Here is a 19,513-nt window from a genome sequence, read left to right as displayed (position 1 = left end):
TTGACCGGCCTTTTTTTGTGTCTGACGCGCTCAGGAGGGGAGCGGCATCACCCGGTTGCGACCGAGCTCCTTGGCCTTGTAGAGCAGCTTGTCGGTACGCTCTATCAGGGCGTCCGCCGTCTCCTGGCCATTGTATTCCCCCACACCGAAGGAGGCGGTGATGTGATCGATGCGCCGGCCCGATTTGCGATCCAGCAGCGACATCCGCTCTATGACCCGGCGCAGGCTCTCCGCCATCTGGCGGGTCAGTGCCAGAGCCCGGCCCGGCACCAGCAGGGCAAACTCTTCCCCCCCAAGCCGATAGGCAGTGATGCCCTCCTTGCTGACTTCCCGCAGCCGCTTGCCGACGATGCGCAGCACCTGATCCCCCAGCAAATGGCCATATTCGTCGTTGAAGTTCTTGAAACGATCGATGTCGGTCATGATCAACGAGAAGGGCTGCTTGTTGCGGATCAGGCTGTCCATCTCCAGATCGAAGGCGCGGCGGTTGAGCAGGGCAGTGAGAGCGTCCTCGGTGGCCATCTTGCGCGTCTCGTTCAGCGCCGCCTTGAGCTCCTTGATCTCCTTCTCGGCGCTGCTTAGCTGGTTGCGAAAGTGCAGGGTGGACATGCGCACGTCCCGCGACTCGCGCACCAGCTCCCGCAAGATGGCCATGGTGTCGTCCAGGCTCAGCCCCTCGTCATCGATGAGGCTCAACTTGTCGAAGCTCTTGTCGAGCATCGCCTGGAACTGGCCGGTGTCGACCAGCGCATCTTGCATGGAGTGGCCGAGCTCGTTGGCCATGGCGACCAGATTGAGCTTCATGGCCTCCATCTGCTGTTCGTCCTGGCTGGCCAGATGCTGGTGATAGAGACGCTCACAGGTGGTGAGGGAGAAGGTGCCCTGCAGTTTTATGGCATGATCGACGGCGTTGTTCAGCTCGGGCATGGCGCCGGAGACGTAGTTGTACCAGAGGTGGTAATTGTTCGGTGTGGTGGGGATTTGATACTTGATCATCAGGGGGACCGCCTGTTTCAAATAGGCGGCCGATTGGGCGAACGAGTCCTTGCTCATGAGTTCCGAGTCTCACATACCTGCAAACTTTGCCCAGTATGACAGAGAGATTGGGCAAAAGGCAGTCGATGGATGCCATTAGCTCCCCCCTTCGATATAATGTCTGCGTTACTACCTACCCTAAGGCCTGCTTATGTCTCAAAAAGATCCTTTCCTCCAACGCGAGGCCGAAAAATACGATAACCCCATCGCCAGTCGCGAGATGCTGCTGGAACTCATCAAGGGCCATGAAAAACCCATGTCCCGGGAAGAGTTGGCCAAGGTCCTCAAGCTGACCGACGAAGAGCCGTTGGAAGCCTTGCGCCGTCGTCTGCGCGCCATGGAGCGTGATGGGCAACTGGTATTCACTCGCAACCAATGTTATGCCCTGCCGGATCGCCTGAATCTGGTGAAAGGCTATGTGCTCGGCCACAAAGATGGATTCGGTTTTCTGCGCCCCGAGGGTGGTGGATCGGATCTCTTCCTGAACAACCGCGAGATGCAGCGACTGATGCACGGCGACTACGTGCTGGTGCAGCCGACCGAGATCGACCGCAAGGGTCGTCAGGAAGCGCGTCTGGTGCGCCTGCTCAAGGCCCGCGAGGCTGACATCGTCGGTCGCTACTTCGTCGAAAACGGCGTTGGCTTCGTGGTGCCGGATGACAGCCGCATCGGTCAGGACATCATCATCCCGGAAGGGGAGAACAAGGGGGCCCGCCAGAGTCAGGTGGTCGTCGTTCGCATCACCCAGCGCGCCACCTCCCGCATCAATGCGGTCGGTACAGTGCTGGACGTGCTGGGCGAGAACATGGCCCCTGGTATGGAGATCGAGATCGCCCTGCGCACCCACGGCATCCCGCACACCTGGCCGGAAGAGGTGACCAAGGAGGTTGCCGGTCTGGGCGAGCAGGTGCCGGAGAAGGCCAAAGAGGGTCGCATCGATCTGCGCGCCCTGCCGCTGGTCACCATAGACGGGGAAGATGCCCGCGACTTCGATGACGCCGTCTTCTGTGAAGCCAAGCGTGGTGGCGGCTGGCGCCTGTGGGTAGCCATCGCGGACGTCTCCGCCTATGTGAAGCCCGGTACTGCACTGGATGCCGAAGCCTATCAGCGCGGCAACTCCGTCTACTTCCCCGAGTTCGTGGTGCCCATGCTGCCGGAGGTGCTCTCCAACGGCCTCTGCTCTCTGAACCCGCAGGTTGACCGCCTCTGCATGGTGTGCGAGATGACCATCTCCGCCGCCGGCCGCATGTCCGGTTACAAGTTCTACGAAGCAGTGATGAACTCCCATGCCCGCATGACCTACAGCAAGGTGGCGGGGATCCTGGATGGCGAGCCCAAGCTGCGTCAGCAGTACGAGCCGCTGGTGGGTCACATCGAAGAGCTGAACAACCTCTACAAGGCGCTCAAGCACGCCCGTCACCAGCGTGGCGCCGTGGAGTTCGAGAGCGAGGAGACCCGCTTCATCTTCAACGCCCAGCGCAAGATCGACCAGATAGTGCCGCTGGTGCGCAACGACGCCCACAAGATCATCGAAGAGTGCATGATCCAGGCGAACGTGGCGGCCGCCCGCTACATCGAGAAGAACGAAGCCTCTGCCCTGTTCCGGGTGCACGACCGCCCGGGCGAAGAGCGCCTGACCGGTTTCCGCGACTTCCTGGCCGAACTGGGCCTGGAGCTCAAGGGGGGCCTCGAGCCCGAGCCGAAGGACTTCGCCGAGCTGGCCGCCAAGTTTGAAGGGCGCCCGGATGCGGAGCTGCTCTCCACCATGTTGCTGCGCTCCATGCGCCAGGCGGTCTATCAGGCCGACAACATAGGTCACTTCGGTCTGGCGCTGAAGTCTTACGCCCACTTCACTTCGCCGATCCGTCGTTACCCTGACCTCATTCTGCACCGCGCCATCAAGTACCAGACGGCCAAGGAGCAGCAGGGCAACCTGCGCCACAAGTGGACTCCGAGCGGTGGTTACCACTACCAGCTGGAAGAAGTGGATCCCATGGGCGAGCACTGCTCCATGACCGAGCGCCGTGCCGACGATGCGACCCGCGACGTGGCCGACTGGCTCAAGTGCGAGTACATGCTGGATCACGTGGGTGACGACTTCGACGGCGTCATCGCCAGTGTCACCGGTTTCGGCTTCTTCGTTCGCCTGGCGGATATCCACATCGACGGTCTGGTGCACGTCAGCACCCTCACCAACGACTACTACCAGTTCGATCCCCTGCACATGCAGCTGATCGGCGAGAACTTCCGCCGTCGCTACCGTCTGGGTGACAAGGTGCGCGTCAAGGTGATGGGCGTGAACCTGGACGATCGCAAGATCGACTTCGTAATGGTGGAAGAGCCGCTCCAGGCCACCGGCAAGAACGCCAAGGAGATGGCGCGCAAGCAGGCCGAGATCAAGAAAGAGAAGGCCAAGAGCGCCCAGCGCCACGAGAAACGCAAAGAGGGCAAGGAGATCGGCAAATCCGACAAGGGTGGCCGTGCCAAGCCCAGCAACAGACGACCGAGCAAGAAGGCTCGCGACAAGACCAAGAGCACTAAATGAGTACAGAACTGATATACGGCATTCACGCTGTATCCGCGCTGCTTGAGCGCACCCCGGAGCGTTTCATCGAGGTATGGGCCCTCAAGGGCCGTGATGACGACCGGCTGCAACCCTTGCTGACCGAGCTGGAATCCCTCGGCATCAAGGTGCAGAGCGTGAACCGCAAGACCCTGGATGACAAGGCGGAAGGCAACAATCACCAGGGCATCATGGCCAAGGTGATAGAGGCGCCCAAGCTGGCCGAGCACGATCTGGCTAGCCTGCTGGACGGCCTGGCCTCGCGACAAGCCCAGCCCTTCCTGCTGGTGCTCGATGGGGTGACTGACCCGCACAACCTCGGCGCCTGCCTGCGCAGCGCCGATGCGGCAGGGGTCCATGCGGTGATAGTGCCGCGGGACAAGGCCACGGGCCTGACCTCCATAGTGCGCAAGGTCGCCTGTGGCGCCGCCGAAGTGGTGCCGCTCATTCAGGTCACCAACCTGGCGCGCACCCTGCGCGAGCTGCAGGAGCGCGGTGTCTGGATAGTCGGCACCGCCGGCGAGGCAGACCACGACCTCTATCAGGCCAAGCTGACCGGCCCCATGGCGCTGGTGATGGGCGCCGAGGGCAAGGGGATGCGTCGCCTGACTCGCGAACATTGCGACGAACTGGTGAGCATCCCGATGGCAGGGGCGGTATCCAGCCTCAACGTCTCGGTGGCGAGCGGCGTCTGCCTGTTCGAAGCCGTGCGTCAGCGCCGCAGCTAACGCCGTGATGATGGACAGGCCTCCCTTTTTCCGGGACAGGGCCACAGATGAGCAGGAGGCCAAGCGCCTCCTCTCTTTTGCCCGGCCCTTGCGGCTGGCCCCAAAAACCTGTCTCTGGCACGCTGGCGACAGCCCGGATCTGCTGGTCAGGGTGGAGCAGGGGTTGCTACGGGCCAAGGTGGTGCTGGCGGATGGGCGTGAGTACGTCAAGGAGTTCTACTGGGAGGGGGACGAGTTTCTCGGCTTCCATCACCTGCTCAGTGGCGAACCCGCCCGCTACAGCGTGGAGGCGCTGGAGCCCTGCCGGTTGCAGCTGTTCCAGCTGGCCGACCTGCGCCAGCTCTCCTGCTGGCCTGCCTGGTATCAGCACCTGCTGGAGGTGCAGTTGCGCATCAAGGAGGAGAAGGAGCTATTGCTGCTGACCGAGAGCCCCCAGGCCCGCTATCAGCACTTCCTGCAATGCTTTCCCGCACTGGACGCCAGGGTGCCGGATCACCAGATCGCCGCCTATCTGGGCATCACCCCTATCAGCCTGAGCCGCATTCGCAAACGGCTGAAGAGTCTTAACCAAGGTTAATGCCGCCCTGACTGCGCTCACCTATGCTGGCGGGCCTAATCGATAAGGAGTTGCCGATGAACTGGAGTCTCAAGGCCTGGTCCGAGTTGACTACGGACGAGTTGTACGAGTTGCTAGCCCTGCGGGCCGAAGTGTTCGTGGTGGAGCAGACTTGCCCCTTCCTGGATCTGGATGGGCTGGATCGCCGTGAGGGGGTCTGGCATCTGCAGGGCTATGAGGGAGAGCATCTGGCGGCCTATGCCAGGATCATGGCCCCCGGCATAGGTGACGACAGTGGCGCCGCCATAGGCCGGGTGGTCACCTCCCCCCGGTCGAGAGGGGGTGGTCTGGGTCACAGCTTGATCGGCGAGGCGGTGACAGCCTGCACGGCCCGCTGGCCGACGCACAGCATCTGGCTCGGTGCCCAGGCTCACCTGCAGGGCTTCTATGGTCAGCACGGTTTCGCGCCGGAAGGGGAGGGTTATGTGGAGGACGACATTCCCCACATCGGCATGCGCAAGCTGCCGGGCTGACCCTCAGTGCTGGTCGCAGTCATAAGCTGGCTTCCTGAAAGAGGATACCTCCCACTTAGGCCTAGCGGGCCGGCTTGACCCGCAAGGTTGCGAGGGGGATAGCGGGCTGGCATGAGCTGGCTCCCACATTGCTGCGACGCAAACGGGTATGATCTCATTCCCTTGTTGACTGGAACCCCGTCGTGACCCTCTCTATCTTCGCGGCCATCTTGCTGGCCGCCTTGCTGCACGCCCTGTGGAATGCGCTGGCCAAGCGTCAGGCCGAGGGGCGTGTCAGCGTGCTGCTGGTCTCTCTCTGCTCTGGCCTCTTCTCCCTGCCTTTCCTGCCGCTGGTAGGATGGCCGGCCCCGGTCGAATACCCCTGGTTGGCGCTCTCCATCCTGTTGCACTGCGGCTATTGCCTCTTTCTCGGCCGGGCCTACCGCTTGGGGGAGTTTGGCCAGATCTATCCGCTGGCCCGTGGCAGCGCCCCCCTGGTGACGCTGCTGCTCGGTGCCTTGCTGCTGGGGGAGGTGCCCGGTGTCGTGGCTGTGGCGGGGGCCCTGGTGCTGGTGGGCGGGGTCTTGTTGATGGCCTGGCGCGGTGGCATTAGACTGGCGCCTGCGGCCCTGTGCGCCGTGTTGATCACGGCGCTGTTTACCGCCGCCTATACCCTGTCTGACGGGATCGGGGCCCGCTCGGCTGGGGAGCCGGTACGCTACACCCTCTGGCTCTTTACCCTGACGGCCCTGGTGATGCCACTGCTGATGAGATGGCAGAGCCGCACCGCCTTGCGCAGCCTGACCCGGACCGAGTGGTACTCGGGCGCTCTGGGCGGCGCCCTCTCGCTGCTCGCCTATGGGATCGTCATCTGGGCCATGACCCGGGCCCCCATCGGGCTGGTGGCGGCGCTGCGTGAGAGCAGCGTGCTGTTTGCCGTGCTGCTCTCCTGGCTCTGGCTGGGGGAGCGGCTGGGGCGGGTCAGGCTGATGGCGGCCTTGGTGATCCTCTGCGGCATACTGTTGATCCGGCTTGGCTGATGAGGCGAAGCCGGGTCGGTCGTTGACTCAGGGGGTGACTTCGGAGAGCAGGCTGAACCCCTCCTCTGCGGGGGCGAGCCGCACCCTGACCTGACCCAGCTCCGCCAGAGTGCCGGCATGGGTACCGCCGCAGGGGATGGTCAGCTCTTGCCCTTCCAGGGTGCAGTGCCAGTAACGAGAGTCGATGATGGCCTCGCCAGCTCGCGAGCGGCGGATCTCGCCCCCCGCAGCCAGCCAGTCGGCGAGTTGCCGGTTGACCTTTTCTTCTATCAGCGCCAGATCCGCCAGCAGTGCCTCGCCGTTGACCCCCTTCTTGCGCAGGCTCTTGCCGATGCGGTATTGCTCCCGGGAGCCCATGGGCTCGACTCGCGAGCGCTGGATGGCGAGGCGGTCGAAGTCGGGTTGATCCAGCGCGTCGCGCTCGCTCACCTCCTTGCGCCAGTAAGGGACGAGCGCCCGGTTGAGGGCCAGCGCTACCAGATGGCAGCCGCTGTGGCCCAGGCTCAGGGCATGGCGGGCATCCTTGTCCACCTGCAGCTCCACCCGGCTGCCAAGGGTCGGGAGGTGGCCGCCAGCCAGGGGATGCACCACCACGAAGGTCCAGCCCTCGGCGCCCCGCTTGACCGGAATATCCTGATCCACGAACAGCCTGCCTTCCGGGCTGATGGCCCCCATCCGGCAGGGACCCACGGCCGCCTCGTCGCCATCCCAGCGCACAGTGCCCACATCCCCCGGTTGATCGGGCCAGAGGTGGCTCTGGGGGTGGAAGGGGGTGAGGTCGGTGACCAGCAGGCTGGGTTGCCCCTGCTGGCAATAGACGACGCAGGCCTGTTCCTGATGATGGCCCAGCACGAAGCTGACTCGGGTATGTTCCATGGCAAGGCTCCCGCAACGAGAAAAAGAGAAGAGAAAGCGGCAGCATACGCCAAAGCGGGGGCCGGCTCATTAACCTCTGTTAACGAGTCGGCCCGAAGATGGCGGGGTGAGCACTAGATCATGGTGACCAGCAGATAGGCGTTGAGGCCGATCACCAGGGCTACTATGAGGCGACCGACTGCCTGGGTCAGTGGATGGTTGCGATGCTCTCCCATCAGGGCGCGATCACCGGTCAGGATCAGCAGCGGAATGAGCGCGAGCGCTATGCCAAAGCTCAGAATGACCTGGCTCAGCACCAGGATATCGGTGGTGTTGAGCCCCATGGCGATCACCACGAAGGCGGGGGCCATGGTGATGGCCCGGCGCAGCCAGAGCGGTATGGTGAAGCGCACGAAGCCCTGCATCACCACCTGGCCTGCCAGGGTCCCGACCACTGTGGAGGAGATGCCGGACGCCACCAGTGACAGGCCGAACAGGGTGGCGGCAGCCTGGCCCAGCAAGGGAGTGAGGGTCTGGTAGGCCGTTTCCAGCTCCGCCACGGGCTGATTACCCATGCCGTGGAAGGCGGCTGCGGCCATGGCCATCATGGCCAGGTTGACGAAGCCGGCTATGGTCATGGCGATGGCCACATCGACCCGAGTGCTGTGCAGTCGCTGGGACAGGGTTCCCTGATCCTGGGTGTGCTGGGTCAGTGCCGAGTGGAGGTAGATGACGTGGGGCATCACTGTCGCCCCCAGCACGCCGGCGGCGAGATAGACGGCATCGCCGTTGGGCAGGCCGGGGAAGAGGGCGCCCTCCAGCAGGCTGGGCAGATGGGGGCGGGAGAACACCAGCTCGACGATGTAGGCGGCGGCCACGAACAGCAGCAGACCCCCCACTACGAACTCCAGCGGCTTCTGGCCGCGGGATTGCAGCATGAGAATGCCCCAGGTGACCACGGCCGTGATGCAGGCCCCTTCCAGCAGCGTCACCCCGAATAGCAACTTGAAGCCCACCGCCGCCCCGATGAATTCGGCCAGATCCGTGGCCATGGCGATGATCTCCGCCTGTACCCAGTAGGCCCAGACTGCCGGTTTGGGTAATTTGTCCCGGATGTGCTCCGCCAGATTCTTTCCGGTGACTATGCCGAGCTTGGCGGAGAGGGTCTGCACCACCATGGCCATCAGGTTGGCCCAGACCACCACCCACAGCAGTTGATAACCGAAGGTGGAGCCGGCCTGGATGTTGGTGGCGAAGTTGCCCGGATCTATGTAGCCGATGGCGGCGATGAAGGCGGGGCCAAGCAGGGTCAGCTTGAATTTGCGGGCCGGGATGGCCGTGGTCAATGCGGGTTGCATGGTGTCACCCTCCATAAGAGCATGGAGATAGCATAGATCTAAATGATAATTGTTATCAATTGAAGTTTTGCATCAAGGTCATCGACAAAAACATCTGTCGACGCCAGTTGCAGTAGGAGAGGTGATTTCGTACAATACGCCGCCCTAGAAAGCAGCGTCAAAACACCACTATGTTCCTTGCCTCCGAGGTCTGGCTGCACCTGGGCGGAGGCTGAATTAATCCGTAAGGAGCTAAAATGCGTCATTACGAAATCGTCTTCATGGTTCATCCGGACCAGAGCGAGCAAGTACCTGGCATGATCGAGCGTTACACCGGCGCTATCACCACCGCTGGTGGCACCATTCATCGCCTGGAAGATTGGGGCCGTCGTCAACTGGCTTACCCGATCGACAAGCTGCACAAGGCTCACTATGTTCTGATGAACGTAGAAGCTGAGCAGGCCGTTATCGACGAACTGGAAACCAACTTCCGCTTCAACGATGCCGTTATCCGCAACATGATCATGCGCACCAAGCACGCCGTGACTGAAGTTTCTCCGATGGCCAAGGCCAAGGAAGAGCGCTTCACCCGTCGTGACGACGAGCGCCGCGAAGATGCTGTTGAAGCGTCTTCCGAAGAGTAATTCTTAGATCACCGCATTAGAGGATAAAGGCCATGGCACGTTATTTCCGTCGTCGTAAGTTCTGCCGCTTCACCGCCGAGAACGTTACCGAGATCGACTACAAAGATATCGTTACTCTGAAAAACTACGTCACTGAATCTGGCAAGATCGTACCGAGCCGTATCACCGGTACCCGCGCCAAGTATCAGCGTCAGCTGGCACGCGCCATCAAGCGTGCTCGTTACCTGGCTCTGCTGCCGTACACCGATCTGCACAACAAGTAAGAATCGGTCCGGCACTTAAGCCTAACTCAACTTTTATAGAGGAAAGGTAATGCAAGTTATCCTGCTCGACAAAATCGCCAAACTGGGCGGTCTGGGTGATCAAGTCGCTGTTAAAGCTGGCTACGCCCGTAACTATCTGATCCCGCAAGGCAAAGCCGTTATGGCTACCAAGGCCAACATCGAGACCTTCGATGCTCGCCGTGCTGAACTGGAAGCCAAACTGGCTGCCGGTAAAGCTGCCGCTGAAGAGCGCGCTGCCAAGCTGGGTGAACTGGCTGCCGTTGTCATCGCCTCCAAGTCTGGCGACGAAGGCAAGCTGTTCGGTTCCATCGGTACCCGTGACGTGGCTGAAGCCATCACTGCTGCCGGCGTCGCCGTTGCCAAGAGCGAAGTCCGTATGGGCAACGTTCTGCGTAACACCGGCGAGTACGAAGTTGTTGTTCAGCTGCACGCTGACGTCAAGGCAACCGTACAGATCCAGGTTGTTGCTCTGTAATAGCGATTCGCTTTGCAGAAAAAACCCGCGCACATGCGCGGGTTTTTTTCTTTTTGAATCAAGAGGGGATCAAGGGGTAGAGTGAGGTTCTGTTCCTTTGGAGGAGAACCTGTATGGCAGCCTGGGTCGAAGGTCGGGTACTCGAGCGCATCGAGTGGACGCCCACCCTGTTTTCCTTGCGCATAGCGGCGGATCTCGCCCCCTACAAGGCGGGGCAATTTACCAAGCTGGCCCTGCAACGGGGCGAGCAGCGGATCCAGCGCGCTTATTCCTTCGTCAATCCCCCCTCAGCCCCCTATCACGAATTCTATCTGGTGGAGATCCCGGACGGCGAACTGACACCCTCCCTCGGAGCCTTGCAACCGGGCGAGGCCTTGCTGGTTCAGTCCCAGGCCACGGGTTTCCTGACCCTGGACGAGCTCCCGCCGGGGCGGGATCTCTGGCTGCTCTCCACCGGCACGGCCATAGGCCCCTTCCTCGCCATACTGGCGGAGGGGGAGGCATTCGAGCGTTTCGAGAATCTGGTGCTGGTACAGGGGGTGCGCAAGGGGGAGGAGCTCACCTATCAGGGCCTGATTACCAGCCTGGTCGAGCAGTATGGACCCCGTTTTCACTATGTACCCTTCGTCAGCCGCGAACCCTGGCCCGGTGCGCTGCCCGGTCGGATCCCGGCGGCCATTGCCAGCGGCGAGCTGCAGGCCAGGGTCGGGCTCGCCTTCTCGGCCGAGCATAGCCAGGTGATGATCTGTGGCAATCCCGCCATGGTGAAGGAGACGCAGCTAACCCTGCTGGATCTGGGTCTTGCCAAGAACCTGCGCCGGGCCCCCGGCAACATCAGCGTGGAAAATTACTGGTAGATGCCAGCAGGGGTGGTCAGCGGCCGACCTTGTCACCGTCGTGCTTGCCAGAACTCTCGGCGCAGGAGTTATTGCCCTGTGGCGGCCGTCTCGCTCCTTGTGCGTCCTGGTGGGAGCCGGGATCCTGGGCGGCGCTGCGCCGGGCAAGAGGGGCTTCAAATGCGGCGCCGCTGTTCAGTAACCGGGCGAGCAGATGGGAGATGCTATTGCGCATGATGGCCTCGATGACGGCTGGAGGAGAGGCAGTCTATCGTCGCCAGCCTTAACCGGGGCGGAACGGTGTCTTGGCATCATGGTGTGGATTTGGTGGGGAATGAGCGGTGAACGTGCTTTAAATGGCGCAGTTCATACTGTTTTGCCAAGGGTATCAAGGTGTTCCATCGAGCCTTGGCAGGGAGAGTGGCTGTCGCCTGTTCCCGGTGCTCTGGAGCCGCGAGCGTAGAATATGGCGGCCACTGCCTGTACCAGCGGCCGCATTCAGGGGTCGGAGCCCCTGAACCATCACTTGTTTTTGCCTTTTCCGTTTCCTTTATCCTTGTTTTTCCCGTTGCCATTATTGTCCCAGTCGTTCTTGTCGTGGCCTTTGCCCGGGTTGTTGCCGCTGTGGATGCTGCGGTTGTAGTGGTCGCGATATTTGCCATCCATGTTGTCACAGTTGAGCTTGATACTGCTGCTGCGGGTGCTGACATTCAGGCAGTTGTCCTGCCACCAGCCATACTCCTTGTCGTCCCAATCCAGGCTGATCTGGCCTCGGTCGGTGGAGATCCTGACGTCGTCGTTGTTCTTGGAGGGAGGGGCCGCAAAGGCGACGCCCTGGGCCATCAACAGAGAGAGCAGCAGGGCGCTGCGGTTTATCATGGTGCTGTGCTTGGGATCTTTCATATCAGAGATGCTCCTGGAGTGACGGGTCACTCTTCCTGGCTGGTCGGGATCTGGTTGCTGCTGGGAGGCTGGTTGCGGAGTGCCTCGTCGTCCAGGTTGAGCTTCACGCCCTTGCAATCGGGAGAGGTCTCCTCACCGACCCCCAGATCGAGGCAGCCGGTCTGTGACCAGTCAAACTGGGTGTCATTCCAGTCCAGTTTGAAGGTGAGCTCGTCAACGGAGAAAGTTTGATTTCCCTGCTCCTGAGCCTGGACCGATGAGGTTGAGGTGCCGGCAACCAGAAGAAGGGAGAGCAGCAGCGTAGTCGTTCTGTTCATGATGGCCTCGGATAATGGCAATAGGGAGTCAGTGTAGCGCGCCGGGCTGAACCCGGGCACAACGAAACATGCCCTTCAAGTCTGAGGTGGATTGTAGCGGTTTTCTGCTGCCGATTTGTCCGTTTTGGTCGCACTATGGACAGCTGGTTATCCATATGAAGGAATTCAAGTATTTGCCCTTCTCTCCGACCGCCCGGTGACTATAATCGGCAGCCAACTTTTCCTGCACGGCACTCCCTCTTCATCATGACCACACAGGCTCCTGCCGCATTGCGCTATCCCAAGGGCTGGTTCGCACTGACCACGGTGTACAGTTTTACCGGGTTGGCCATTCTGGCCTCCATCGTCTTCTCCCTGCTGCTGTTTCTCTCCATCGACGACAACCCGCTGATGAAGTGGCTGTTTGGCGGCCTGGCCATCATCTTCGAGCTGGGCAAGTTCTATGTCTGGTACGAGTATGGGGAGTGCAAGGCGCGCCGGGATCTCGGCGGTGCCTTCTGGTCACTGCTGTTTTACAGCGTGCTGGCCGCCATCTCCATCGGTGGCAGCATAGGCGGCATCAACAGCGCCACCAACACCATCCTGAGCCAGCAGGCTCGCCACGAGCGGGAGATAGCCCGTTTCGACGAGCAGATCGCCAGCATAGAGCGGCAGATCCAGCTCAACGAGGAGGCGGCGCGCAAGTACATAGAGATGGCGCGGATCTCCAGCGGCGTGAGCGGATTGCAGCAGGCCAACACCCGGCTCAGGCTGAAGCAGGATGAGCTGCGTCAGGAGCGCGACGCCAAGCCTGTCAATGAACAGTCCTCCATGCTGGGGTTGATGAGCAGCCTGGCGGACGGGGTGGGCATGAGCATCAGCCAGGTGCAGTTCCTGCTGGTCTGCTTCCTCTCGGTGTTGCTGGATGCGTTCGGTGCCTTTTTCGTCAGCCTGATCGGCGAGGAGAACCGCTTCCGCCGTCAATGGCAGTGGCTGAGGGCGCGGGAGCAGGCCGAGGCGCGCCAGATCGAATCAGCCGCCGCCGCGCCCATGGTGGTGAGCAGACCCGAGCCCGCACCGGCCGTGGTGGCCCAGGTGCGCAGCGCGCTGGAGAGCGGCGAGCTCAAGTGCAGCAAGCGCAAGGTGGCAGAGGCCCTCTCCCTTTCGCTGGAAGAGGTGGACCGTGTGTTCCACCATCTGCTGGCAGAGGGGGTACTGGGGCAGGGCAGCAATCGCCACTACCACCTCAGTTCGCAAGCGGGTTGAGATCCGGGCCACCTCAGGGTGGCCTTTTTGTTGCCGCAGGCGGCGTCAGTGGGTGAGCACCATCATCAGGCTGAAGAAGGCGGCGAGCCCTCCACCTATGCCGATGATCCAGTAAAACCCCTTGGCCCCCTGCTTGAGTGGGATGCGGAAGTAGAGCAGAAACGCCCACCACCCCAGGGCCAGCAACAGAGGAATAAGAAACATTCGAGCCATGGTGTCCTCGCTGTTATTCTGTTGATCCTTGATCAATCAACAGGATGGATTGTGCAATGACGCAGCTACAGATTACCGCATTCGGCGACCCCTCGGTACTTCGGCTCAACCCCTCCCTAGACAAGGTGCCTGCGGAAGGGGAAGTGCGGGTGCGCATCTGCTTTGCGGGGGTCAACCCCATAGATGCCAAGACCCGCGCCGGCCTTGGCTGGGCGGCGGCCCAGAACAAGGACAAGCTGCCCTGGACCCCGGGTTATGACGTCTCCGGCGTGGTGGAGAAGGTCGGCCCCAACGTCACCACCCTGGTGGAAGGGGATAAGGTGTGCGGCATGGTGGGCTTTCCCCTGACGGCCGGTGGCTATGGGGAGTCTGTGGTGGCGCGCGAAGACGAGCTGGTCAAGCTCGACGGGGTCAGCCTCAAGCAAGGGGCGGCACTGCCCCTGGCAGGCCTCACCGCCTGGCAGGGACTGTTCGAACACGGTGCCCTCAAGAGCGGGCAGCGGGTGCTGATCCTGGCCGGTGCCGGTGGCGTGGGCCATCTGGCGGTGCAGTTTGCCGCCGCCTACGGTGCCCAGGTCGTGGTCACGGCAGGGCCTGACAACCACAGCTTCCTGCACGGACTCGGGGCCAGCCAGATGGTGGATTACCACGACGCCGACTGGCCTTCACAGGTGGTGGCGGCCGGTGGCCCGGTGGATCTGGTGCTGGATCTGGTGGGCGGAGAGAGCGGCAAGGCGGCGCTGGCCTGCGTCAAACCGGGTGGCCGCCTGGTGACTGTGCCCACCATCACGGCCCAGCAGCTCAAGGAGGCGGGGGCCGAGGCGGGCATAGAGGTGCTCGGCATGCTGGTCCACCCTGATCAGAAGCAGCTGACCCAGGTGCTGATGCTGCTGCGTCAGGGCGATGTGCATATCACCATCTCCGGCGAGTACCCATTGGGGGAAGGGGCGCTGGCTCATAGCGCCATCGAGGGCGGCCATGTGCGGGGCAAGCTGCTGCTGCGCATGCCTGCCGCCGACGGCCAGCCCGGATGAACGACATTGCCGAGATGGGGCTGGGCTGGCTGTTTCTGAGCGCCTTCACCTCGGCCACCCTGCTGCCCGGCAGCTCGGAAGTGCTGCTGGGGGCCATGGCCACCCGGGGAGAGTGGAGCATGGCCAGCCTGCTGATCTGGGCGACGCTGGGCAACACCCTCGGCTCCATGACCACCTGGTGGCTCGGCCGACTCGCCACATCGAAGAAAAAACCGGAAGATTTTCAAGGCCGTGGGGAACAAAAGGCGCTCACCTGGCTCAAACAACATGGTCACTGGTGCCTGCTGCTCGCCTGGACGCCGGTGATTGGCGATGGCCTCTGCCTGCTGGCCGGTTGGCTTCGCTTCTCCTTCTGGCGCTCTCTCATCCTGATCGGGCTCGGCAAATTGTTTCGTTATGCCCTGGTGTTTCTGCTGGCCAGCCAGATCTTCTAGCCCATTCTTGTCACTCACGAGGTAACCGTGAACAAACTCATTCCATTAAGCATTCTCCTGGGGTTTTCCCTGCCCGCACTGGCAGCGCCCACCCTGGTGTCCGAGCAGGTCAAGCAGGAAGGCAAGCTCGGCATTCCCTATCAGATGTACAAGCTGGACAACGGCCTGACCGTGATCCTGGCGCCGGATAAGTCTGACCCTCTGGTACACCTGGATGTCACCTATCACGTGGGATCGTCCCGCGAAACGGTCGGCAAGTCGGGGTTTGCCCACTTCTTCGAGCACATGATGTTCCAGGGCTCCAAACACGTTGGCGATCAGGAGCACATGCGGATCATCAACGAGGCCGGTGGCGAGATGAACGGCACCACCAACAAGGACAGAACCAACTATTTCGAGACGGTACCGGCCAACCAGCTGGAGAAGGTGCTCTGGCTGGAGGCGGATCGCATGGGCTTCCTGCTCGATGCGGTGAGCCAGAAGAAGTTCGAGATCCAGCGCGCCACCGTCAAGAACGAGCGGGCCCAGCGCATCGACAACCAGCCCTACGGCCTGCTGAGCGAGAAGGTGGGGGAGGCGCTCTACCCACGCACCCATCCCTACTCCTGGCAGCCCATCGGCTATGTGGAGGATCTGGACAGGGTCGATGTGAATGACCTCAAGCAGTTCTTCCTGCGCTGGTATGGTCCGAACAACGCCACCCTCACCCTGGGCGGCGATTTCGACACCAAGCAGGCGCTGGCCTGGATTGAGCAGTACTTCGGCCCCATCCCCCGTGGCCCCGAGGTGGCCGAGCCGACGCCGGAGCCTGCGACCCTGCCCGAGACCCGCTATGTGACGCTGGAAGACAAGGTGCACCTGCCGCTGCTCTACATCAGCTATCCGACCGTCGCCCTCGGCGACCCCCAGGAGCCGGCGCTGGACATCTTTGCCGACGTGCTCGGCGGCTCCGCCAGCTCAATGCTCTATCAGTCCCTGGTCAAGACCGGCAAGGCCATCGAGGTGGGGGCGTCTCACTCCTGCGAGGAGCTGGCCTGTACCCTGGCGGTCTACGCCTATCCGAACCCGGCGGTGGATGGCAGCCTCAAGACCCTCAAGGGGGAAGTGGACAAGGTGATCGGCGAGTTTGCCGGTCGCGGCATCAAGCCAGAGGATCTGGAGAAGGCCATCAGCAGCTATCGCGCCTCGGCCATCTGGGGGCTGGACAGCGTGTCCGGCAAGGTGAGCCAGCTCGCCATGGGCCAGGTGCTGGCCCAGGACCCCAACTATGTGTTCAAGAATCTGGATGCCATAGGTCAGGTGAACGCCCAGCAGGTCAAGGCGGCCTACGACAAGTTCATCGCGAACAAGCCCTCGGTGGTGTTGAGCGTGGTGCCCAAGGGCAAGACCCAGTGGCAGGCGGGCACGCCTAACTTCACACCGGCCAAGCGCGAGCTGCCGGATTACAGCCAGCATGGGGAGCCGCTGGCCCTGCGCCCGGTCAAGGACAGCTTCGACCGCAGCGTGCAGCCCAAGACGGCGGAAGCGGTCAGCGTCAAGGTGCCGGCCATCTGGCATGGCAAGCTGGACAAGGGCATCGAGATCATCGGCACCCAGAGTGACGAGATCCCGGCCGTCTCCATCATGATCGCCCTGCCGGGCGGCATCCGGGCCGAGGGCAAGGGCGAGCTGGGGCTGGCCAGTCTCACCGCTGCCATGCTGGGACAGGGGACGGCGCGCCTCTCCGAGGCCGAACTCAGCGACGAGCTGCAAAAGCTCGGCGCCAGCATCAGCGTCTCTACCGCCCAGTACAACAACCTCATCACCATCAGCAGCCTGACCGACAAGCTGCCCCAGACGCTGGCACTGGTGCGCGAGGTGCTGCTGCAACCCGGCCTGCGGGAGGCGGACTTCGAGCGGCTCAAGGCGCAGATGCTGCAAGGCATGAAGCAGAGCGAGCAGCAGCCCGAGTGGCTGGCGGGGCAGGCGTTCCGTGAGCTGGTCTATGGCAAGCAGAACCGCCTCGGGCAGCCGACCGACGGGGTGCTGACCGACGTCGAGAAGCTGACCCTGGCGGACGTGAAGCGCTTCTATCACGCCTACTACAACCCGACCAATGCCAAGGTGGTGGTGACCGGGGATGTGACCCAGCAACAGGTCGAACAGCAGCTTGGCTTCCTCACCCAGTGGAAGGGGCCTGTCCCGACTCTGGGGGATCTCAAGCTCAAGGGCGAGCAGGCCAAGCCGGGCATCTACCTGGTGGACAAGCCGGGGGCGCCCCAGTCGGTGATCCGCATCGGCCGCCGTGCCATGCCGTTTGACACCACCGGGGACTACTTCGTCGCCAACCTGATGAACTTCAACCTGGGGGGCAACTTCAACAGCCGCATCAACCTCAACCTGCGGGAAGACAAGGGCTACACCTATGGTGCCAGCTCGGGCTTCCAGGCGAACCGCGAGGCCGGCATCTTCGCCACCGGCGCCAACGTGCGCACCGATGCCACCGCGGATGCCATCCGCCAGTTCCTCAAGGAGATGGATGGCTACCGGGCGAGCGGCCCGACGCCGGTGGAGCTGGCCTACATGCGCAGCGCCGTTTCCCAGCAGGATGCGCTCTCCTACGAGACCCTCGGTCAGAAGGCGGGCTTCCTGCTGCAGATGATCATGTATGGGCTGAAGCCGGACTATGTGCAGGCCCAGAACCAGCTGATCAAAACGGTGTCGCCTGAGGCGCTAAAGGCCAGTGCGGCACGCTGGCTCGATCCGGCCGAGATGGTGATTGTGGTGGTGGGGGACAAGCAAAAGCTTGAAAAACCCTTGAGCGAGCTTCATCTTCCCATCTATCCGCTGCAACTGCCCTGAGGGGCGTTGCAAAAAAATGAGCGCCGCCCCAGGTGGGGCGGCCATACATGAGCCGTGAATATGACTACTACTAGCTTGTCGCTCACCGAGTTGCTGACCGCGCTGGGCACCCCTGATCGGGTGGCCGCCCTCAAGGGGATCCGGCGCGGGATCGAACGTGAATGTCTGCGCATCACCCCGGAAGGGACCCTGGCCCAGACCGATCACCCCAGAGGCCTGGGGTCGGCCCTGACCCATGCCAACATCACCACCGACTACTCCGAGAGCCTGCTGGAGTTCATCACCCCGGCGACCGACTCCATCGAGAGCCTGATCGAGCAGCTTGGCGACATCCATCGCCACGCCATTCACCATCTGGGGGATGAGCGGATCTGGCCTCTCTCCATGCCCTGCTTCGTCGGCGACGAGGAGAGCATCCGCCTGGCCCAGTACGGCAGTTCCAACATTGGGCGGATGAAGACCCTCTATCGCCAGGGCTTGAAGAACCGTTACGGCAGCCTGATGCAGGTGATCGCCGGGGTGCACTTCAACTTCTCCATGCCGGACAGCTTCTGGTGCGAGTGGCAGGATCTGGTGGGCGAGGGGTGCTGCAGCCAGCGCTTCATCTCCGACAAGTACATGGGACTGATCCGCAACGTCTATCGCTTCGGCTGGCTGGTGCCCTATCTGTTCGGCGCCTCCCCGGCCATCTGCGACTCCTTCCTCAAGGGGCGCAAGAGCAGCCTGCCGTTCCAGAAGACCGGCAAGGGGACCCTCTATCTGCCCTATGCCACCGCCCTGCGCCTGTCCGATCTCGGTTACACCAACAGCGCCCAGGCGGGGCTCAAGATCAGCCACGACAACCTGCCCGCTTACGTGAGCAGCCTGCGCCGCGCCATTAATACCCATGATCCCGAGTTCGCCAAGATAGGGGTCAAGGTGAACGGCGAGTACCGTCAGCTCAACGACAACGTGCTGCAGCTGGAGAACGAGCTGTACGCCCCGATCCGGCCCAAGCGCACCCCGCGCAGCGGCGAGAAGCCCTCGGATGCGCTGGAGCAGCGCGGCATCGAATACATAGAGCTGCGCACCGTGGACGTCAATCCCTTCACGCCGTTCGGCATAGAGGTGGATCAGATCCGCTTCTTCGATCTGTTCCTGGTCTGGTGCCTGCTGCGCCCGTCTCCCGTGCTGGGTGACGAGGAGATTGCCCGCAACCGTCGCAACCAGAACAAGGTGGTGCTGGAAGGGCGCCGCCCCGGCCTCGAGCTGGAAGACGAGCAGGGCAATGCCATCGGCCTCAAGGAGTACGGGCTCAAGCTGTTCGACGAGCTGGCCCAGGTCGCCGAGCTGCTGGATCGCTGCTGTGGTCGCAACCGCTACCGGGAAACCCTGGCCATGCACCGCGAGAAGCTGCTCAACCCCGAGCTGACCTACTCCGCCCGCCTGCTCAAGCAGTTGCTGGAAAGCGGCCAGGACAACGGCTGCTTCGGGGACGCCCTGGCGAGCCGTTACCGGGAAGAGATGCTGAGCGGTGAGCTGCAGTACTGGGATGAGGCCTACTTCGCCGGTGAGGCGCGGGACTCCCTGGCCAAGCAGCGGGAGCGGGAGCGCGGTGACAGCCTCTCGTTCGATGACTTCCTCGCCGACTACTTCGGTACCCGGCAGACCAGCTGAGGGTT

21 protein-coding genes are annotated in these 19,513 nt (G+C 62.4%); 14 read left to right on the top strand and 7 right to left on the bottom strand.

Annotated elements, in window-relative coordinates:
• Window positions 1-30 precede the first annotated feature (30 nt).
• On the bottom strand, window positions 31-1,053 hold the full coding sequence (locus WIR04_RS17520; RefSeq protein WP_025325725.1) for a GGDEF domain-containing protein: 1,023 nt from the start codon (window positions 1,051-1,053) through the stop codon (window positions 31-33).
• Between the two features lie 133 nt (window positions 1,054-1,186).
• Between WIR04_RS17520 and rnr the strand changes: the two genes are divergently transcribed.
• From rnr to WIR04_RS17495, 5 genes are all read left to right on the top strand, one after another.
• Window positions 1,187-3,580, top strand: coding sequence for a ribonuclease R (gene rnr / locus WIR04_RS17515; RefSeq protein WP_338888628.1), 2,394 nt, complete (start codon window positions 1,187-1,189; stop codon window positions 3,578-3,580).
• Window positions 3,577-4,326 carry a 23S rRNA (guanosine(2251)-2'-O)-methyltransferase RlmB gene (gene rlmB, locus WIR04_RS17510; protein WP_163147455.1) on the top strand — a complete coding sequence of 250 codons (750 nt, stop codon included), beginning with the start codon at window positions 3,577-3,579 and terminating at the stop codon, window positions 4,324-4,326. Before rnr ends, rlmB begins: the two co-directional genes overlap by 4 nt.
• A gap of 10 nt (window positions 4,327-4,336) precedes the next feature.
• Complete coding sequence (locus tag WIR04_RS17505) at window positions 4,337-4,903, top strand: Crp/Fnr family transcriptional regulator (RefSeq protein WP_338892624.1); 567 nt, start codon at window positions 4,337-4,339, stop codon at window positions 4,901-4,903.
• Window positions 4,904-4,959: 56 nt separating this feature from the next.
• Window positions 4,960-5,415, top strand: a complete 456-nt coding sequence (locus WIR04_RS17500; RefSeq protein WP_338888625.1) for a GNAT family N-acetyltransferase — start codon at window positions 4,960-4,962, stop codon at window positions 5,413-5,415.
• A gap of 182 nt (window positions 5,416-5,597) precedes the next feature.
• Window positions 5,598-6,434 (top strand): DMT family transporter, encoded by an 837-nt coding sequence (locus WIR04_RS17495; RefSeq protein WP_338888623.1) that lies wholly within the window; start codon window positions 5,598-5,600, stop codon window positions 6,432-6,434.
• A 27-nt stretch (window positions 6,435-6,461) separates the two neighbouring features.
• Here the strand turns inward: WIR04_RS17495 and WIR04_RS17490 are convergent, their stop codons facing one another.
• Together WIR04_RS17490 and WIR04_RS17485 are read right to left on the bottom strand one after the other, a co-directional pair.
• Window positions 6,462-7,310 carry a hypothetical protein gene (locus tag WIR04_RS17490; RefSeq protein WP_338888622.1) on the bottom strand — a complete coding sequence of 283 codons (849 nt, stop codon included), beginning with the start codon at window positions 7,308-7,310 and terminating at the stop codon, window positions 6,462-6,464.
• 113 nt (window positions 7,311-7,423) lie between these two features.
• The gene (locus WIR04_RS17485; protein ID WP_338888620.1) at window positions 7,424-8,647 is read right to left on the bottom strand and encodes an Nramp family divalent metal transporter; all 1,224 of its coding nucleotides are present in this window, start codon (window positions 8,645-8,647) and stop codon (window positions 7,424-7,426) included.
• Between the two features lie 236 nt (window positions 8,648-8,883).
• On the opposite strand from WIR04_RS17485, the gene rpsF reads away from it, so the two are divergent.
• The 4 genes from rpsF (at window position 8,884) to WIR04_RS17465 (ending at window position 10,886) form a co-directional block, all read left to right on the top strand.
• Window positions 8,884-9,270 (top strand): 30S ribosomal protein S6, encoded by a 387-nt coding sequence (rpsF, locus tag WIR04_RS17480; protein WP_005331771.1) that lies wholly within the window; start codon window positions 8,884-8,886, stop codon window positions 9,268-9,270.
• Between the two features lie 32 nt (window positions 9,271-9,302).
• A complete protein-coding gene (gene rpsR / locus WIR04_RS17475; protein WP_005313392.1) occupies window positions 9,303-9,533 on the top strand; it encodes a 30S ribosomal protein S18 in 231 nt (76 codons plus the stop codon).
• Window positions 9,534-9,582: 49 nt separating this feature from the next.
• Window positions 9,583-10,029, top strand: a complete 447-nt coding sequence (rplI, locus tag WIR04_RS17470) for a 50S ribosomal protein L9 (RefSeq protein WP_005331773.1) — start codon at window positions 9,583-9,585, stop codon at window positions 10,027-10,029.
• A 113-nt stretch (window positions 10,030-10,142) separates the two neighbouring features.
• Window positions 10,143-10,886, top strand: coding sequence for a ferredoxin--NADP reductase (locus WIR04_RS17465; protein WP_338888617.1), 744 nt, complete (start codon window positions 10,143-10,145; stop codon window positions 10,884-10,886).
• 16 nt (window positions 10,887-10,902) lie between these two features.
• Here the strand turns inward: WIR04_RS17465 and WIR04_RS17460 are convergent, their stop codons facing one another.
• From WIR04_RS17460 to WIR04_RS17450, 3 genes are all read right to left on the bottom strand, one after another.
• Window positions 10,903-11,100, bottom strand: coding sequence for a hypothetical protein (locus WIR04_RS17460; RefSeq protein ID WP_338888615.1), 198 nt, complete (start codon window positions 11,098-11,100; stop codon window positions 10,903-10,905).
• Window positions 11,101-11,387: 287 nt separating this feature from the next.
• On the bottom strand, window positions 11,388-11,768 hold the full coding sequence (locus WIR04_RS17455; protein ID WP_338888613.1) for a hypothetical protein: 381 nt from the start codon (window positions 11,766-11,768) through the stop codon (window positions 11,388-11,390).
• 26 nt (window positions 11,769-11,794) lie between these two features.
• Window positions 11,795-12,085, bottom strand: coding sequence for a hypothetical protein (locus WIR04_RS17450; RefSeq protein WP_205643152.1), 291 nt, complete (start codon window positions 12,083-12,085; stop codon window positions 11,795-11,797).
• A 246-nt stretch (window positions 12,086-12,331) separates the two neighbouring features.
• Between WIR04_RS17450 and WIR04_RS17445 the strand changes: the two genes are divergently transcribed.
• Window positions 12,332-13,330, top strand: coding sequence for a Preprotein translocase subunit SecY (locus WIR04_RS17445; RefSeq protein ID WP_162520010.1), 999 nt, complete (start codon window positions 12,332-12,334; stop codon window positions 13,328-13,330).
• Window positions 13,331-13,375: 45 nt separating this feature from the next.
• Here WIR04_RS17445 and WIR04_RS17440 read toward each other — a convergent pair whose 3' ends face one another.
• A complete protein-coding gene (locus WIR04_RS17440) occupies window positions 13,376-13,543 on the bottom strand; it encodes a hypothetical protein (protein ID WP_162472074.1) in 168 nt (55 codons plus the stop codon).
• Between the two features lie 56 nt (window positions 13,544-13,599).
• Between WIR04_RS17440 and WIR04_RS17435 the strand changes: the two genes are divergently transcribed.
• The 4 genes from WIR04_RS17435 to gshA are packed head-to-tail and all read left to right on the top strand — an operon-like array spanning window position 13,600 to window position 19,508.
• Window positions 13,600-14,577 carry an NADP-dependent oxidoreductase gene (locus WIR04_RS17435; protein ID WP_338888607.1) on the top strand — a complete coding sequence of 326 codons (978 nt, stop codon included), beginning with the start codon at window positions 13,600-13,602 and terminating at the stop codon, window positions 14,575-14,577.
• Window positions 14,574-15,011, top strand: a complete 438-nt coding sequence (locus WIR04_RS17430) for a YqaA family protein (protein WP_338888605.1) — start codon at window positions 14,574-14,576, stop codon at window positions 15,009-15,011. The genes WIR04_RS17435 and WIR04_RS17430 overlap by 4 nt, the downstream gene beginning before the upstream one ends.
• A 27-nt stretch (window positions 15,012-15,038) precedes the next feature.
• The gene (locus WIR04_RS17425; RefSeq protein ID WP_338888603.1) at window positions 15,039-17,852 is read left to right on the top strand and encodes a pitrilysin family protein; all 2,814 of its coding nucleotides are present in this window, start codon (window positions 15,039-15,041) and stop codon (window positions 17,850-17,852) included.
• A gap of 60 nt (window positions 17,853-17,912) precedes the next feature.
• Entirely contained in the window at window positions 17,913-19,508 is a 1,596-nt protein-coding gene (gshA, locus tag WIR04_RS17420; RefSeq protein ID WP_338888601.1) for a glutamate--cysteine ligase, read from the top strand.
• Window positions 19,509-19,513 lie beyond the last annotated feature (5 nt).

It is taken from the genome of Aeromonas rivipollensis, assembly GCF_037811135.1.
Taxonomy (GTDB): Bacteria; Pseudomonadota; Gammaproteobacteria; order Enterobacterales; family Aeromonadaceae; genus Aeromonas; species Aeromonas rivipollensis.
The sequence above is the reverse complement of the archived record's forward strand: the minus strand, read 5'-3'. Positions and strand labels throughout refer to the sequence as shown.

Bases quoted from the DNA above. Each gene is read 5' to 3' on its own strand.
- WIR04_RS17520 (WP_025325725.1), bottom strand. From the start codon at position 1,053: ATGAGCAAGGACTCGTTCGCCCAATCGGCCGCCTATTTGAAACAGGCG.
- rnr (WP_338888628.1), top strand. From the start codon at position 1,187: ATGTCTCAAAAAGATCCTTTCCTCCAACGCGAGGCCGAAAAATACGAT.
- rlmB (WP_163147455.1), top strand. From the start codon at position 3,577: ATGAGTACAGAACTGATATACGGCATTCACGCTGTATCCGCGCTGCTT.
- WIR04_RS17505 (WP_338892624.1), top strand. From the start codon at position 4,337: ATGGACAGGCCTCCCTTTTTCCGGGACAGGGCCACAGATGAGCAGGAG.
- WIR04_RS17500 (WP_338888625.1), top strand. From the start codon at position 4,960: ATGAACTGGAGTCTCAAGGCCTGGTCCGAGTTGACTACGGACGAGTTG.
- WIR04_RS17490 (WP_338888622.1), bottom strand. From the start codon at position 7,310: ATGGAACATACCCGAGTCAGCTTCGTGCTGGGCCATCATCAGGAACAG.
- WIR04_RS17485 (WP_338888620.1), bottom strand. From the start codon at position 8,647: ATGCAACCCGCATTGACCACGGCCATCCCGGCCCGCAAATTCAAGCTG.
- rpsF (WP_005331771.1), top strand. From the start codon at position 8,884: ATGCGTCATTACGAAATCGTCTTCATGGTTCATCCGGACCAGAGCGAG.
- rpsR (WP_005313392.1), top strand. From the start codon at position 9,303: ATGGCACGTTATTTCCGTCGTCGTAAGTTCTGCCGCTTCACCGCCGAG.
- rplI (WP_005331773.1), top strand. From the start codon at position 9,583: ATGCAAGTTATCCTGCTCGACAAAATCGCCAAACTGGGCGGTCTGGGT.
- WIR04_RS17465 (WP_338888617.1), top strand. From the start codon at position 10,143: ATGGCAGCCTGGGTCGAAGGTCGGGTACTCGAGCGCATCGAGTGGACG.
- WIR04_RS17460 (WP_338888615.1), bottom strand. From the start codon at position 11,100: ATGCGCAATAGCATCTCCCATCTGCTCGCCCGGTTACTGAACAGCGGC.
- WIR04_RS17455 (WP_338888613.1), bottom strand. From the start codon at position 11,768: ATGAAAGATCCCAAGCACAGCACCATGATAAACCGCAGCGCCCTGCTG.
- WIR04_RS17450 (WP_205643152.1), bottom strand. From the start codon at position 12,085: ATGAACAGAACGACTACGCTGCTGCTCTCCCTTCTTCTGGTTGCCGGC.
- WIR04_RS17445 (WP_162520010.1), top strand. From the start codon at position 12,332: ATGACCACACAGGCTCCTGCCGCATTGCGCTATCCCAAGGGCTGGTTC.
- WIR04_RS17440 (WP_162472074.1), bottom strand. From the start codon at position 13,543: ATGGCTCGAATGTTTCTTATTCCTCTGTTGCTGGCCCTGGGGTGGTGG.
- WIR04_RS17435 (WP_338888607.1), top strand. From the start codon at position 13,600: ATGACGCAGCTACAGATTACCGCATTCGGCGACCCCTCGGTACTTCGG.
- WIR04_RS17430 (WP_338888605.1), top strand. From the start codon at position 14,574: ATGAACGACATTGCCGAGATGGGGCTGGGCTGGCTGTTTCTGAGCGCC.
- gshA (WP_338888601.1), top strand. From the start codon at position 17,913: ATGACTACTACTAGCTTGTCGCTCACCGAGTTGCTGACCGCGCTGGGC.